This is a genomic window from Methanosarcina sp. 2.H.A.1B.4, assembly GCF_000979385.1.
Taxonomy (GTDB): domain Archaea; phylum Halobacteriota; class Methanosarcinia; order Methanosarcinales; family Methanosarcinaceae; genus Methanosarcina.
Window position 1 is genome coordinate 1 of sequence record NZ_JJOV01000031.1, and the last position, 16,257, is coordinate 16,257.

General features: G+C 43.9%; 15 protein-coding genes. 4 read left to right on the forward strand and 11 right to left on the reverse strand.

Annotation, left to right across the window (positions count from 1 at the left end; genetic code table 11):
• A partial coding sequence (locus tag EO92_RS04390) for an IS5 family transposase (RefSeq protein WP_048169598.1) occupies positions 1–896 on the reverse strand: 896 nt, incomplete at its 3' end.
• Between the two features lie 305 nt (positions 897–1,201).
• On the opposite strand from EO92_RS04390, the gene EO92_RS04395 reads away from it, so the two are divergent.
• Both EO92_RS04395 and EO92_RS04400 read left to right on the forward strand, forming a co-directional pair.
• Complete coding sequence (locus tag EO92_RS04395; RefSeq protein WP_048169601.1) at positions 1,202–1,993, forward strand: nicotinate-nucleotide pyrophosphorylase; 792 nt, start codon at positions 1,202–1,204, stop codon at positions 1,991–1,993.
• 24 nt (positions 1,994–2,017) lie between these two features.
• On the forward strand, positions 2,018–2,866 hold the full coding sequence (locus EO92_RS04400) for a Rossmann-like domain-containing protein (protein ID WP_048169603.1): 849 nt from the start codon (positions 2,018–2,020) through the stop codon (positions 2,864–2,866).
• A 57-nt stretch (positions 2,867–2,923) separates the two neighbouring features.
• Here the strand turns inward: EO92_RS04400 and EO92_RS04405 are convergent, their stop codons facing one another.
• Positions 2,924–3,934 carry a hypothetical protein gene (locus EO92_RS04405; RefSeq protein ID WP_048169605.1) on the reverse strand — a complete coding sequence of 337 codons (1,011 nt, stop codon included), beginning with the start codon at positions 3,932–3,934 and terminating at the stop codon, positions 2,924–2,926.
• 611 nt (positions 3,935–4,545) lie between these two features.
• Between EO92_RS04405 and EO92_RS04410 the strand changes: the two genes are divergently transcribed.
• On the forward strand, positions 4,546–5,250 hold the full coding sequence (locus EO92_RS04410; protein WP_048169803.1) for a methyltransferase domain-containing protein: 705 nt from the start codon (positions 4,546–4,548) through the stop codon (positions 5,248–5,250).
• Between the two features lie 163 nt (positions 5,251–5,413).
• Complete coding sequence (locus tag EO92_RS04415; protein ID WP_048169607.1) at positions 5,414–6,421, forward strand: GNAT family N-acetyltransferase; 1,008 nt, start codon at positions 5,414–5,416, stop codon at positions 6,419–6,421.
• Positions 6,422–6,746: 325 nt separating this feature from the next.
• On the opposite strand, the gene EO92_RS04420 is transcribed toward EO92_RS04415, so the two are convergent.
• The 9 genes from EO92_RS04420 to EO92_RS04460 form a co-directional block, all read right to left on the reverse strand.
• Positions 6,747–7,496: an SIMPL domain-containing protein gene (locus EO92_RS04420; RefSeq protein ID WP_048169609.1), complete on the reverse strand. Its 750-nt coding sequence runs from the start codon at positions 7,494–7,496 to the stop codon at positions 6,747–6,749.
• A 259-nt stretch (positions 7,497–7,755) separates the two neighbouring features.
• Positions 7,756–9,057 carry a formylmethanofuran dehydrogenase subunit B gene (locus tag EO92_RS04425; protein WP_048169611.1) on the reverse strand — a complete coding sequence of 434 codons (1,302 nt, stop codon included), beginning with the start codon at positions 9,055–9,057 and terminating at the stop codon, positions 7,756–7,758.
• Positions 9,058–9,059: 2 nt separating this feature from the next.
• Positions 9,060–9,449: a molybdopterin dinucleotide binding domain-containing protein gene (locus EO92_RS04430; protein WP_048140072.1), complete on the reverse strand. Its 390-nt coding sequence runs from the start codon at positions 9,447–9,449 to the stop codon at positions 9,060–9,062.
• Between the two features lie 10 nt (positions 9,450–9,459).
• Positions 9,460–10,269 (reverse strand): formylmethanofuran dehydrogenase subunit C, encoded by an 810-nt coding sequence (locus EO92_RS04435; protein WP_048169614.1) that lies wholly within the window; start codon positions 10,267–10,269, stop codon positions 9,460–9,462.
• 4 nt (positions 10,270–10,273) lie between these two features.
• Positions 10,274–12,028, reverse strand: a complete 1,755-nt coding sequence (locus EO92_RS04440; RefSeq protein WP_048169616.1) for a formylmethanofuran dehydrogenase subunit A — start codon at positions 12,026–12,028, stop codon at positions 10,274–10,276.
• Complete coding sequence (locus EO92_RS04445) at positions 12,029–13,069, reverse strand: 4Fe-4S binding protein (RefSeq protein ID WP_048169618.1); 1,041 nt, start codon at positions 13,067–13,069, stop codon at positions 12,029–12,031.
• Positions 13,070–13,087: 18 nt separating this feature from the next.
• Entirely contained in the window at positions 13,088–13,645 is a 558-nt protein-coding gene (locus EO92_RS04450; protein WP_235283182.1) for an FmdE family protein, read from the reverse strand.
• A gap of 793 nt (positions 13,646–14,438) precedes the next feature.
• Positions 14,439–15,122 carry a type IV pilin gene (locus EO92_RS04455; protein ID WP_048169623.1) on the reverse strand — a complete coding sequence of 228 codons (684 nt, stop codon included), beginning with the start codon at positions 15,120–15,122 and terminating at the stop codon, positions 14,439–14,441.
• Positions 15,123–15,230: 108 nt separating this feature from the next.
• A complete protein-coding gene (locus EO92_RS04460; protein WP_235283200.1) occupies positions 15,231–16,091 on the reverse strand; it encodes a DUF5803 family protein in 861 nt (286 codons plus the stop codon).
• Between the last annotated feature and the right edge of the window lie 166 nt (positions 16,092–16,257).

Below are 16,257 nucleotides of genomic sequence, written 5' to 3' on the forward strand. Positions count from 1 at the left end.
GGCTCTGTAGAAATCCTTAATTTTATGCAAATTATTTCTACAACTTTTTTGTTTATGTTATACACTATCAGTTTAATTTTTATTTCTTTGATCTGATTATAGAACTTTCTTGCCCTGAGTACTTCCCCAAACTTTCTTTTGACAACAGAGAACGTTGTTTCTGCTATATTCCGTTTATTGTATCTTATTTTATCAAAGCTTGAATTCAACTGTTTTCTGTATTTCCCTTTTATTTTCTTCCTTTTTCTTACTCTTAAAGGTATAATTGAGTCTGCTTTTATTTCTTCTCTTATTAGAGCATGAATTTTTTCAGAATCATACCCTTTATCCATTACATAACATTCAGATTTTCTTGACTTATTTGATTGCCTTATCAGAGCTTTTGCGTGTTTAACATCATGATCTGTTTTCTGACTAATTTTCCATCCTAATACTACTTTTTTATCAGTGTCTACAGATATTGAAGTTTTCAGGAAGCTCCTTCGGAGCTTCCCTGTTCTTCGAGAGTAATAATGACTTGCATAAGAACTCGTAAATCCAGTTGCATCGATTGCTGTGATCGATGCATTTTCTCCATGTGAATAAAATAGCTTTAGAGTTCTTGACAAAATTATGTTAAATAATGACGAAGGAACTCTGGAGACAAACTTTTGAAGAGTAGTGTAATGAGGAATCTTGTCAAGGTCAAGTTTTTCCTTTATATTGTTCATGAGGTCAATAAGTTCTACAAAATCTCGATAGTCTGTACTTATATACTCCTTCAGTAAAACAAGAACAAGAAGCTGATGTTGAGTGTAAACACGTTTAGAATATTTACAGGAGTAAAGATTCAGTCTGGAAGACTGAACAATTTTAAGACTGAGCTCAATAAATTTAATATACTTATTTGATGACAATAGGGATTGCTCCTCGTTTTTTGTGGGGACAAAAAATAAGGAGCAATTTTAAAATCTTATTTTTATAAATGTTTGGGTAAAAACATAACTTAGAGGATTTCTACAAAGCCTATTTTTGCAAAAAGCTTTATTAACCGTTATGTATGTTCAAACATATCATATAAATCCCATACAGGTGCGTGGAAAACCAGAAATAAAGTGAATGCGGGTCGGAAACAAAGAAATCAATACGGAAAAACGGCAGCAAAGGGAAATAGAAACACAAAAATAAGGAAAATTTATGAAGGGAATTTTTGAGGCAAAACATGATAGACCTTTTTGAGCTTTACTTTTACGAAGACTGCCCCTATCAGGACGAAAGCGCAGAGCTTCTCAGGCTTGAAGGCAGGGGAAAAATGAGAATTATTTCGAGAGAAAACGGGACCTGTGCCTGCGCCGGCGACCTGGCAGAATATTATGAAAAAAAAGGTCTGAAAAACCTGAATTGCCTCAAAGATGGTCAGCCTTTCAAGCCCGGAGATGCGATTATCGAAGCCGAAGGAGACCTAAAACTCCTGTTCAAGCTCTGGAGGGTTTCCCAGACATTCCTCTCGCTCATGTGCGCCATTTCCACCAGAACAGCCTCTTTCGTAAGCGCCGGCCGGAAGGCAAACCCTGACCTTATCATTGCAACAAGCCGAAAGACCCACCCCGGAGCCCGCTTATTTGAGCTTAAAGCCGTCCGGGCAGGCGGAGGAGACATCCACAGGAACTCCCTCAGCGATTCTATCCAGCTCAGCCAGAACCACCTGGAAGTTGCCGGGGAACTGGGAGAACTCAGAGCTATGAAAAAAATAGAAATCGAGCCCCGGTCGAGGGAAGAAGCCCTCAGGTACGCAATACATGCGGATATAATGCTCCTTGACCACCTGTCTCCGGCAGAAATGCAGAAGGTCGGGCCCGAACTTAAGAAGCTGAACCCGAAACTTGAACTTGCAGTGGGAGGAATCGAGGCAAAAAGAATCCCCGAATACGCCCCTCTAGTGGACATAATCGTCACAAGCGCTCCCTATTATGCAACTCCTCTTGACTTTACAACGAAGATAGAAAGGCTGTAAGCTGATAAAATAAAAGGTGGAAGCATGCCAGAAAGCAAAAATTTACAGGAAACCGGGAAAAAAGAAGAAAACGGAATCCTGCCCACCCTTGTAAGTGCGCTCAAAAAAGACTTTGGCCCCTCCCTTGAAGAAATCGAGGTAAAAGACGTCAGGATAGGGCTCGCCTATACCGGAGTCCTGCTTTCCGAAAACTACGGAGGTGTTGCCTGCACCCCCCTTTACGAGTTTTCAGGCTGCCCTGCCCTCGGTTTTGCAGATACCCTGAAAGGCAAAACTGCGGATAAACTGCTTGAACTTGTTCTGTCAGAAAACCCACTTGAAGCTGCAGTTGGAGTTGCAACTGCAAACGCGCTTTCCCACATGCTCTGTGACCTGAAGCCCGAAAACTTTCCTGTTTCAAACACAGATATCCTTGACCTCATAAAACCTGAAGATAAAGTTGCGATGGTAGGCTATTTCGGGCCTCTCATCCCGAGAATACTAAAAATAACCGATAAGCTTACAGTCCTTGAAAAGCGTGAAATCGAATTCCCTCAAACCATGACCCTGCCCTCGGAAAAAGCCAGAGAAGTACTCCCTTCATCGGATGTGATAATCCTCAGTGCAAGTACCCTCGCCAACCGGACTTTTGATGAACTTCTTTCCCTCCGGAGTGCAGCAAGGGAAGTTGTCCTGCTCGGCCCAAGCGCGCCTCTATATCCTGCCCCGTTCTTCAGTAGAGGTATTACTGCAATAATGGGAACCCGAATTATTGATCCCTTGACAATGCTTACGGTGGTCAGTGAAGCAGGGGGTACTAAGAAACTGCACCGGTACTGCGGGGAGAAGGTAGCTTTCAGAAGAAAAGAACAAAAAGAAAATAAGTCTGCTTGAAATAAGAAAAAGGGCAGGATCGATGTGATATGAAACCATCGATCTTATGCATTTATGTTATGAACGCTTGAAAACCAGTACCGATAAAAGCCCTAAAATAACCATTATTGAAGTGAAACCAGGCATTTGATTGGTTGTCTCATTACCAGTGATCTCTTCTTCATTACCTGATAAATTGGAATAATCAGCTTCATCAGGAGATGGTCCATCAACTACTGCTATGTCTTCTGTTATGTATCCTATAAACTCAAAAACGACTGGAACGCCACTTATGCCTTTCTCCTCACAGCTTTCGTCTATTACCTGATATATTTCATCAATTAACGATTCATTTACTTTTTCGGAACTATATCCCTCGAAACCTACGTTTAAATATCCATTCATGTTGGGTCCGAAGCTGCTCACTGGGCCACCGAATTCAACAAAGTACGGCGTAATTCCTGTATCAGTATTAGAAGGGTTAGAAAGTGCCCGTTTACACTGAACAAGTGAATCTATCCATTCCACTTTTTCACTGGCATCTGTAATTACAGGCATTGCTCCCCGAGTAGCCACACACAATGGATTCTTCTTAGCATCTTCAAAAATCTGGGGGCCATAGTCCGGTAAAGGAAGATCCGCCTCATCCCATGCCCACATAAAGACCACAGGAATCTCACTTATGCTTTCCTGCTCTTCGCAGTAATCCTCAATTTTCTGATACATCTCGTCAATTCTTGAGTCATCTACTTCTTCTTTATATGCAGATCCCAATTCAATAATAAGTATATCACTGGCAGCAATGCTTGATATAGAACTGTCAAATTCGGAATATGATGGCCCTATTCGGTTAAGATTTAGCCAGCAATCTACAATTGAATTTTTCCACTCCTGATCAATTGTTTCCGGTATGGTTCCCCTGTAGGCTATGAACGAGGGATCGTTTGCGAATTCCGTAATAGAATCAGAGATTTCATTAGATTCGGAATCATTCAGTTCGCTATCATCTGCACTTGCAGAACCGGATAATAAAAAATAAATAAATAATGTAAGCATCAGCCATTTGACGATATTGCTTTTTTTGAACATTTAAATCAGACCTTTATTAGTTAATTCAGGGCTCTAACTCTTACTATTGCTTTAAATTAATCTCAAAATCAAGTACTTGCGAGTTTGTGAAAAATGGCATATTTAGAAATCTTAGTGTTCTATACTACTGACTTCAGAACTCAACTGCACAATTTCCTTAAATGAGATAGTGGTAGAGTATAAAATACTTGTTAAATTTTTTAATTATATACTTACTCGCTTAAACCGAGAAACTATGACTCAAAGACTACACAATTTTTTTGAGACCAGATGGATTTAAATTAAGAATAAATTGGGAAGAGATTCATATTTATGAACGGAAAGAAAGATAGAACCGGGAAGTAATGAATATTAAAAAACAAATTTGAAGAAGCTTCAACCGCCAGAGAAACTTATATATAGACATAAAAATAGAATTATTTAGTATATAATTACAGTTTTGAGTTATTTTGGGGAATAACTAAGAGAACTGATAGTGTAGCAATTTTAGAGTGCATAGGGAGAGGTAAAAAAGCAATATTTGGGGGTATAAAGAAAATATGTCGGTGGGGCATGGAAAAAAAGGGTCTGAGATTTATGAAAAAAACAGGTCTGCGGGATATGAAAAAAAGATATTGAAACCAAAAAACGTATGGGAAGAGTTTTTTGCAGATAAGAGAAGTGGGGGTCACAGATCTTCAGCTGAAGAATTTCTTGCTATGGAGGCAAGGGAAAAATTATTCCATCTGGATGGTGGAAAAACCCTTCTTGATTTTGGGTGCGGAGCTGGAGAACTCCTGGTTTACTATGCGCCAGAATATGAAAAGACGATAGGAGTTGACTTTTCCCCGTCCATGCTTGAGGAAGCAAGCAAAAAAATAAAGGAAAGGAATTGTGAAAATACAACTCTAATTCTGGCTGACGACAAAACTGTCTGGGACAAGCTGGACTCTTCCTTTGACCGAATAAATGCAGCTGGAGTATTGCAGTACCTGACATATCAAGAAATTGATGATTTTATTTTCAATGCATCAAAATATATTAATAAAGAAGGAAAAATAGTATTGTTTGACATGCTGGACCCTCGCTTATACCCATTGTGGAAAATAGGGCTGTTTTCACAGGATAAAAGCTGTAGGAAAATATTAAGCAAAGCGGTTTGTGGGGTTAAAAATTCAATATCAGCAAGCTTGAAAAAACGTCCGAGAGACATTTTGGGGTATTCCCATTATCCCAATAAAATTAAAAAAATTGCAAATAAAAATGGTTTTGAAATGATTTGTGTACAATCAATGTATTATGAATACAAATATCATGCAATAATATTTCGGAGTTAAACGGCTTTTCAGATGGAGATTGAATCAAACCTGCTTTCGGCAGATGAACGTAAAAATTCATTTTATTTTTTGTTGACGAGTAACATTCACTTTACCACCAGATATCGGAACTGAGTCATTCATTACAGATAAAAATAATTATCTGTTTGCACGAGGCTTAAAATTGGACGGAATTGAAGTTAGAGAATTATTGCCATCCGAATACAAAGAATGGAATTTGCTTGTAGAAAAAGCTCAACCCGGTATACTCTTTCATACCAGTGAATGGCTTGAAATTTGCAGGGATGCCCTGTCAATAGATCTAAAAATCTACGGCTGTTTCAGAAACAGTGAGCTTGTCGGAGGATGCCCCCTTTTTGTAAAAAATATCAGGGGAATATTGAAAGTGGCAACTTCAACCTGTAGAATGACCAGCTACAGTGGGCCTCTTATAAAAGAGAGTGCCAGCTCTAAAGCAAGTAAACGTGTACAGGAAACTCATGATATCCTCAATCCCCTCAGGGAATTTCTCTGCAAGCAGGGATTTGACAGCATTCACCTTACGTTCGCTCCTGGCTTTGAGGATATAAGACCGTTTACGTGGAATGGATGGGATTCCGCCGTGCATTATACACATTATCTGGATCTGAAAGAAAACATAGACAGCAACCTTTCAAGGGAAAGACAGAGGGAACTTAAAACCGCAACTGAGGCAGGACTTAAAACCAGGGCATTGAATGACCCTGAAACTTATTACCGTCTGCTTTCACTGGCCTATGAAAAGCAGAATTTAGAGCCTCCCTTGCCCAGAGGGTTCTTTGAAAGAGTATTTAAGTTGATTCAGGAAAAAAACATTGGATACATGTTTGTCTCAGAAACACCCGAGGGTGAAGCTGTTGCAGCTCACTTAAATCTGTACGGAAAGAAATGCGCTGTAATCTGGACCTCAGCCCTGAACCCTGATTTTGATCGTTTGGGCCCCATTGCTCTTCTATATTATAATGAATTTCTTGACCTGAAGTCCCGAGACTTCAAATACATGAACGTAATGGCAGCAAATATTCCTACATTTGTGGATTTTATTATGGGCTTTTCTCCTGAGCTAATTCCGTACTATAGTGTGACCCTGGAGAGCAAAAAATATTCAATCGCGAAAACCTTATACAAAACCACTCATAAGGAAACTTATTGATAGAAAATGAAGTTTCTTTAAAAAATGAAAAAAGAACCTCATGCTCCCGAAACGAAACTAACTACTAAAACCTATAAATTAGTCTGCTTGAGCGAAGCGAAACAGACCTCGTGCTCCCGAAGCGAAACTAACTACTAAAACCTATAAATTAGTCTGCTTGAGCGAAGCGAAACAGACCTCGTGCTCCCGAAGCGAAACTCGGGAAGCGAAACTCGGGAAGCGAAACTCGGGACACATTGACCTTAGAAGTTGCAAACAACATTCGTCATCTGCAACTCCTGATCATTTGTATACTTCAGTGTTCAAACTACTTAGTCCAAATTTCTTATTCAATGTAGTACGTGACCTGTACTGACATTGAAACGGTAGACTCGCCTGGCTGAATAGGAGTGGAAACTGCTCCTGAGCCCTTTTCTGCTATTGCCATATCGTATTCGTAATATACTCTGGAATTGCTGCTTTCACTTATGGATGAGGTCTGCACGCCAGTAATCTCAACCCCCAGGCTCTTAGCAAGCGTAGTGGCTTTTGATGATGCATCAACTACTGCTTCATTCATCAGGTCTTCACGAAGCTGTTTTTGCATGTCATCAGATACTGAGAAGGAAATGCGTCCAATATCATTAGCTCCGGCGGCTGTGGACCTGTCAATGATCTCACTCAGGTTGTCGAGCTTTGTGGTTGTGATCTGCACACTGTTGGATGCAGAGTAACCTGTGATTGTTTGTGCCTTATCATAGTCGTATACCGGCGATACGGAAACATAGGATGTCTTTATTTCCTTGTCCTGCAATCCCATTGCTTTGAGTTCTGCTATTACAGCGCTCATAAGGACTGCATTTTCATCGGACGCTTCCTTTGCGGTTGCAGACTGAACTACAACACCTATGCTCAATGTTGCTGTGTCAGGGACAACTTTCTGTTCAGCATACCCACTCATGGAAATAGTATTTTCCGTATCCTTTTCGGATCCACTCTGTGAAATGGCGTATATCGTTGCTGACATCAGCACCAGAACAACTGATAGCGCAATGATAACGTAATAAGATTTATCGTTTTTATTTTCCTGTGACATTTTCACATACTCCCTGTTCAATGCTTTATTAACTGGCGATTCAGCCAATTCTAACAAGCCATAAATGTACGCACACATATTAAAGAATTACTTAAACTTCAACTACGGTCGCAGTTATGATAATCACATGATATTGCAGGAAAAATTGTGTCCACAGGAAACTGAAAAGATAAAAAAAGGTGAGAGCTTTATATCACTCTCACGTCATCTGTTTGTTTTTCACGGTCTTTAACTGAGAGTCCGTGAAAACAGACTTAACTTACTTTCTTGCTTTGATCTTAGCAAAGAGCTGTTTTAAGGTGTCTTCGTTGCTCTTCGTAAATTCGAAGGGCGAGGTTGTGAAGGGCTCGAAGTGCACGGGCACATCGTCAAGCCTGTAGAAGGTCCCGTCACATTCCATGGCGTCGATGACTCCGGGGAGCACGACATCAGAAGCAGCTGTACTCGGGCAGGGAGCAATGTCCAGGCAGACCATGGGGATTTCAGCAAGATAGGAAGCACAGTCCGCAGGGATGTGGCAGACAAGGTCGGCGCACATCACAAGGGCTGCATCCACGTCCTTTTCCCTCAGCACATCCACGGTTGTAAATTCCCCGGGATTGTAGCGCGGGTATCCGCGTGTGAAATCAAGTCCGAATGGGTAGCCGTACATGTAGGAAGCTACCTGGTTAAAGCCTGCCACGTTGCAATGGCCGCGGAGTGCGCCCAGGGTGAACTTGGAATAGTTGTTCAGCTCCTTTACCAGGTTCATGGCAATTTCGGCATTCCTGTGCTTTCCGATTGAAGAAGAAAGCCCGAGCCCAACGGAGATAGCTCCGAAGTTGCAGTTCTTCATCATGTCAAGCATCTCTTCCATCACTGAGATGGGGATACCTGTGACCTCTTCAACCGACGGGTGAGGAGTTTTTCCATGGAGCATGGTAAGGAGGGCACTGGCCAGTTCGTAATCGGAATTGGGTTTGAGCTGAATGTGCAGGTCTGAAGCCTCTGCCGTGGGAGTCTTTCTCGGGTCGATGGTGATGACAGTCCTGTCGAAACGCCCGCGTTTGGTCCAGTAACCTCTCGGGAAAACCCCATATCTGGACATCTGCCGCGGCATGGACTCAAGAGGGTTGGTTCCCCAGTAAATGATAAGGTCGCCCCTGTTTTTCTTCTGCCCTTCCGTTGCGCCGACTTTACCGGATTCCTGGATTCCCATGGCTGTTGGCCCGTGGCAGATTGTTGCATTGGAGTCAACAATCGCACCCAGATATTCCCCTATCTTGAGCCCGACTTCATGCGCTTCACAGGAGGTTTCACTGCCCATGAAAAGCAGGGGTCGCTTTGCCGAAACAAGGATATCAGCAGCTTTTTCAAGAGCTTCGTCCCAGGCTGCAGGGGCCAGTTTTCCTTCGCCCTTTATAAGGGGCTGCCTGAGCCTGTGGGAACTTACAACTTCCTTGAACTTGGCGTTTCCCATCTTACATGCGTTTTTAGCTTCAATCTTTCCGTCTCCGAACTCGACCTGGATATCGTCACAGGACGCCCCGCAGACCGGACAGACTATGTTTTTGTAAATCATACTCACTGCCCTCCGACATAAACTTTCAGCACTACATCTTCAGCGCTCAGGACCTCTTCTTCCGTGGGCTCAACCTGCACGGGGGCACCTTTGTAGAGGGGAGAGCCCGTAGAAAGGGTGTCCGGGTCGATGATAACATTGGACCAGATAGCCCTTGGCATGAACACATGCCCCGGACAAACTGAATCCGTACATTTCGTATAGACCACGACAGAATGCTTTCCGTTCCGGCTTGTAACCTTCACTTTTTCAGGGGAGCAGAGGGACACGAAATCCACAGGGGAAAGCCAGCAGGATGCGCATTCCATGGTGTAATCGTCCGTGAACTTGTCCCCGCCTTTGGCAAGCCTGCCTTCATCAATCGTACTTCCGGTAATGAGTAATACTTCCATGCTTCTCACCTCAGAGTTCCGGATTTGCATCTGCAGCCGCGTAGAGCACTCCTTTTGCCCGCTTGCTGATCGCATAGTCCCCGGTGAACTTCTTGAATTCTCCTGTTAGCTCAACCCCACCCTGGGTGAGTCCGTCTACCATACCTGTATATTCGAAACCCGGAGTGAAGCGTTCGATTAACCCCCCGACAACTATGGTACCGGCTGCCATTTCAGCACCAACGCCGCGAAGAGCTCTGCCCTTCACAACGATGACCCCGCCGTTCTGGCGAATCCCGCAGAAACCTTCAACATTGCCTTCCACCAGAATTTCTCCGCCGTCCATACCGCCTCCGAGCTGATGCCTGGCCGAGCCTTCGATCACGATGCGCCCGCCTTTCATGCCGTGCCATTTACCTCTGTAAGCACAGCCAACATGGTCTCCGGCATTGCCTTTAATGTGCAGGAGCCCGCCAAGCATTTCCATGCCTGCCCAGGAATCCGCATCTCCGGATACGAGAATCTCGCCTCCTTTCATCCCTGACCCTACATGCATGCCTGCGGAACCCTCAATTTCAATTTTTCCTGCACTCATGCCTTCTCCGATCCTTTTAACCCTCATTACATCGCCTTTTATGCGGATCTGAGTCTCAGCTGCAGAGCTGCCTCCATTACCGTTCACTTCAAAAAAATCGGAAAGAGGGTAGGTCTTTGGCCCCTGCCAGATGGGCAGGCTTCCGATTTCTTCGGCATTTTTATCTGCAAAGGAGTCAGGAGTTATGACATCTGCCTCCAGTTTAATGTCGATCTCTCTCTTAAGAATAAGAATTACTTCTGACATCACTTCACCTCTCAGCGTTAACCTTTATGGGAGTCGGATTTTCCAGATACTTTTCTGGAGTCGGGTAGTTGGCAAAGCCCATGGTATAGTACCTGAACCATTCCTTCACGTCGACCAGCATCTCCTTTTCCCTTTCATCTTCTACGTGCACTTCGGAATAATAAGTCCGCTTTTCGGGAACGGCGACGATTTCTCCTTTAACAGCCACAATTTCCCCGCCCTTCACGGTGTATTCTGCTTTCCGGAAGGTCCTGATGAGAGCCTCGTAATTGTTCGGGTCAAGCTGCTGCGGGTTTATGTTATAGACTGTAACATCCCCGTCTGCGCCCACGCCAAGAGAACCTTTCCTGTGAGCCATGCCAATTGTCTTAGCAGGGTTAGCTCTGGTCAGTATCGCAAGGTCATAGAGGGAAAGTTCCCGATTTACGCCTCCAAGTGCGCTCCTGTCATTTGCCCACTTGTGGCATTCACTGAAAGTCTGTTTCCGGAAAGCCTCGGACATGAGCCAGGTCATGACCTCAGGATATTTCGTAAACGGCCCACCGTTGGGACTGTCTGTAGTCATGATGGTCTTCCAGGGGTCTTTGATAAGCAGGAGACATTCAAGTCCCATTGCCCACTGCAGACTGTGTACCGGGTTGGACTTTAGGTAAGTAAAGGGAATGACACCTGACCCACACTCCATCTCAACATCAGTATTCGACCACTTGTTTCCTGTAAGCGTGTAAAGGTCGTGAATAGCAGGTCCGTCTCCGGTCATGACAGTGGCTTCTCCGAAGGGCGTACATCCACTGTCGATTACCACGTGGTCTTTGTTGTTGATGTAGTCAGCAATGTCTTTAACACCGGATTCGCAGTCTGTCCAGGTGGTGCCTGCAAAACTGTTGAACATCAGGTGGGTGAGGTATACGGAACGGTCCCTTGAAGGGTCCATTTTGGTTTCAGCCCATTCAACGTCCATGTTCTGTCTGGTCTTTACTCCATCAGGGATTTTCAGGGAATCTTTGGTAACTGCATAACAGCCGGGGTGTCCCAGGTTGTTGGCATGCAGGTGGACAGGCATTGGCATTCCAAGGCGTTCGTTGATCTCGGTAAGCCCTTTTATGACCTCCCGGGGGGTAATTTCAAAATGGATGTTAGCCTCATCAAGCGAACTTACGTTTTTGCCCCAGCCCCAGTTTTCAACTCCGGCAGGATTAACGCATTTGATCCCGTAGGTCTTGTGAGTCTTCATCATCCAGGCAACATAAGCCGCAGCCTTTTCTATGTCCCCATCCCGGAGGTAACGCATCAAAAAGAAGTTGTTCCCGAGCACCATGTACCCGCCCATGTCAAGAAGTGGAGTTGCCCTCATCTCTTCATGGGTGTGGCGGGCTTCAATAGGAGGAACTGCAGCTTCAAAGACAGTTGTGTAACCCATTGCTGCATAATCGTACCCCTGTTTGTAGACCGAGGGGACAGTGTAACCTGAACCTGAATGGGTTAGTGAAGTTTTCTGGAGAGTCGACTTATAGTGGTCCTCGGGACGCATCGACCTGCCAGCGTTAACCTTTGCCCCGGCCACGTGAGAATGAGAGTCAACTCCTCCGGGCATGACCGTCATACCTGAAGCATCAATGACCTTTGCGTTTATCAGTTCGGCCGCAGAAAGTTCTTTTACAACTTTTCCGTCCCTGACGAAGATATCCATAATCTCCCCTTTTATTTCGTTTAGGGGGTCAAAGACGTATCCGTTCTTGATTGCAATTGTTCCTGCCATTTATTCCACCTCTTTTTTCACAAGCCAGATTGCATTAACAGGGCAGATAAGGGCACAGGCTCCATCTGCTCCACAGAGGTCCTGGTTTACGACTGAAATAATTCCGTTCTTAACCCCCAGGAGAGCTTTTTCGTCCATGTTGTTAAGGTGCCCTGCAGCAAGTTCACGGTTATTGAGAGCATTTACCGGACAGACAATCACACAGTTTCCGCAGCCCAGGCAAGCAGCTTCATCGGTTTCCAGGCAGGTACGGAGCAGAGCCTCCGGAACAGGGGCTTCAAGTATCTTTTTCTCGAGGGGGCCCTTTTTCTCCACATCCGGCAGAATTGCGGTTTTTCGAACATCAATGGCATCCACAGGACATGCAACAGCGCAGGCCCCACAGTAAATGCAGGCATCCGGACGGTGCGTAATCTTTTCGACTCTTTCTCCGGGTTTAGCCTTTTTATTGAAAATAGCATTTGCAGGACAGACTTCTACACAGGTATGGCAGGTCTGACAGACATTCTCATCCCGGGTCCAGCGTCCTTCAAAGGGTTTTTCCACGGAAATAGCATTCACAGGACAGACTGCAGCACACCAGCCGCAGTGGATACAGCACTCCGAATCAATGTGGGTCTTTCCGACCAGCTTCAGGCTCCCATCAGTTGAAATCTCCCTGGTGACCTCAATACAACCTCTGGGACAGATATCCTCACAAAGCCCACAGTGGACGCAACTTTCGTTTACTGATGTCGGCCTCATGGCCCTGGAAATATAGGACATGTCAGTGAGGGGTTTTCCTTCCTGCTTCAATTCAAGAGCGCCTGTGGGGCAAACTTTCGCACAAATTCCACAGACAATGCAGTCTTCACTCTTTTTCATTTCCAGGAAATCAGCATCCAGGAACCCTCTTGCTATAGCTCCCACAGCCCCTACAGCCAGGGTGCCTTTAGGGCATGCCTGTACACAGGTCCCGCAGCCAATGCATTTTTCAGGCTTATAGACCAGCTGTCTATCTTTTTTTTCGGAAAAGACAGACAATCGCATATCATCTTGCATTTTGATTACCTCTCAACGTTATTCTGTGCATCCGCCGCACAGCAGCTCATTATCGTGTTGAATGAACATTTCACCGCAATTTTTACAGCACTGTATCCGCTTTTTCTTCCGGACCGGAACTTCTAAGTCCGCAGGTTTCCAGGAATACACCTTTTCTCCTGCGGCCAGGAGGATGGGTACAACCTCTTCATGGGGAAGCTTTTCAGTGTTCAGGTACCAGGCGTGGAGTTTGGGATAGTCCTTTGTTTTCTCAGTATCAAGGAGGATCCGGATACCTTTTATTCCATTCACTCCTTCAGGCGCCTGTTTGTTTACCGTGACCGCCATTTTCCCAAAGTTCTTGATCTTCAAACCGTTGTTCCCTATGGTAGCTCCGGCAAGGATCTGAAAGGGGTCAGGCATGCAGCTTTTTGTTTCACAGGTCACGTATATGCGCTCCCCGTCCAGGACATCGAGCTCCCGTCTTGCGATATTAAGCATCTGAATGCCGATTAACGCCCCTGAGGTCAGGAAGCCGTGAAAGGGGACGACCTTTTCAATCTGTGAAAGCAGCTCAGGATCCTTTACCTGTTTCAAGATCGCCTCCATGTTGTGTGTCTCTTGATCTGAATTCTTATGCAATGTGTACACCACCGTAGGTTTCACCGTTATGTTTAAATAAACATAACGCTAAAGATGTTGAATGCAGACAGGATAAATGTAATACAGCCAGCATATTTGAAGGAATCGCATTATGTAGATTTCAACATAACGCAGAAGGATACACTGTATTTATAGGTAACTTTTTCACAGAAATTCATTAATTTATGTTATAATTCAGGGGCAAGATTTCAATACAAGGGACAGAACCCCTCATAATTGGCCGGTCATAGAAAAAAACACCAGCCAGAACTCTACAGCTTCCAGATATGTAAAGCTCAACATATCTATAAAAACGGAAGACTGGACTCTTGCGCTCAAAATATATAAACCACTATTTTATAAAATTGTCGATGGAAAAGGGATTTTCCTTTAAAAAAGGGCAATAGTGAAAAATTAGATTTCTAAAAAGCCAGTTCTTATTCTGTACCCAGAATCAGCTGGAACCGGCGGGCTTCGACCAGATGAAGACATAAACTTCAACCACGCTGGAAAAATCAAGTATCAAAATATCAACACTTCAGTAAAAGGCGGACTTTCGGATCCAAACTCCAGATTATTATATGCAATATTCCCACATTTACTCAAGTTGCCCGTTCTCGGATTTAATCCATGTTTTAATCCACAACTTAGACTATTTTTCTGGAAACGTTCGTTGGGAAAGGGAAAATAAAAGAGGATTTGGCTTTATTTGAATTACTGGCAATTATTGGCCACAGCTTTTGTTTTATCAATCGGCGAGTTTGACAATAGCTGTCCTTTCAGCAAGAACATTCCTGCCTTTGCGGTCAATAACCATCAGGGTAATTTCAGTGCCTGCTTTGAAACCATAATTATTCTTAGTTTCATCGACTCCGCCTACACTGACCATAACACTGGAATAAATATTCCCACTAGCACTGTCTCTCCCGCAAAGAATCAATTTTTCACCCACATCCCAGGATCCATCCTCCAAAACTGCACAATTTCGAGCCTTATAGTCCTTATTTTTTCCTTTTTGGCCCAGGTCCAGGTAAAGAACCTCTACATCTCCTTCAATTCTTTTTCCAGTTCCATTAGAAATATTTCCCTTGAAAGAATTGCCATATCCGGAAATCCTTATCGAGATAGAGTCTAATGGAAGGGAATCTCCCCCCTCATGAATAAGGACAATTTGATTTTCCTTAAACGTGACCCATTTGCTTACTGGTCCGACACCGTAAATCCCCCCTTCACAGGATTCAAGAGTAATTTTTGCAAAAGGAGGCTGAAAATTTGTCCCACCTTCGGAGAGATTAATGCTGCTAGCAACTGCCCCCACAAGCACAAAAACGATTAGAAGAAGGAGCAGGGAACCGATAACAGGAGAGAGACCTTCCGGTGCAGACTTTAAGAAATAACGGAATTTATGCCGGAGACTTCCCCACGCCTTCATCACGAATATAATATGTAAAGCTTGAATAAATAAGTTATTGTTTGTCCAAAAATGGTTAAGGATTTAAAAGAGAAACCTGGAAAAAATAAGGAAAAGATTTGTCTCGGGTTATTTCTTTTTCCGACGTGCTTTTTCCTCATATTCCTTTTCGAGTTCGAAAATATCCCGAACGCTTTCCAGTTCTTTTTTGCTCCTGGAATAACGCGAAAGTACCGTAGCAACCCCGAATAACAGAGCTATAATTGCGGCGAAGAAATACATGGGTGCTGATTCAGCATAGTATTTAACCTGAATAGCCTCTTCCCGTGCCCCCATCTTAGAAGAGATCCACAGAAGAGTCTGCCTTCCATCCTCATCGAAACTTGTGTCATGAGGTTCAGGCCTTGCTATCCCGAATATTCTGTTACCTGTGACAAAACCCTCCGGAAGAACCACACGGATGAACTCGGAGTCAGGTTTCATAAAAGCAAAACTCTGAGTTCCGGGTGTATCAAGGGTGTACGCAATAAAACCCGTAACAGATTCTTCAAATTCAAGGTTTATCACCTTCATGTTCCGGGAAATTTCCTGAGTAAGAGTATAATTGATATCCGAAACGTTGCTACTATTTGAAAGCCTCATAAAAGTTTTTGAACTTGCTACAGTTTCATTTGCAGGTTCCGCCAGAAGTACAAGATTTTTAATGGGGTCTTCATTAGAACCTCCGCCAAGGGAGTCGGGCGGAAAAATTTCAAGCTTGCTGCTATTTATGACGAGCTGAACGACCTGCACCTCTGTGTTGTCTCCCAGAATATAATATGTGGTGGTATTTGCTGGAATTTCATTATCCCACTCATCCAGAAAAACCTCATATTCATAATTGGAGATATTGCCAGGCTCATCCAGAATGATCTCCTTTTTTTGGTCAATACAGCCCGACATGAAGACCACCAGCAGGGCAAGGAGCATAAATATACTTTTTGTTCTCATTTTCACGGAAGAATTCTCCCTTGGGCTTGAAGCGATCTCTTTTCAGCCTGCAGCAATTTTCCTTTTATTTAGAGCGAAGCTTGCAGGATCTGTAACAGGTCAGCCTTTATCCTATGCTCTCTCTTCTTAATAAACAAAACGGATAACCTGTCAGAAGAAAAACACA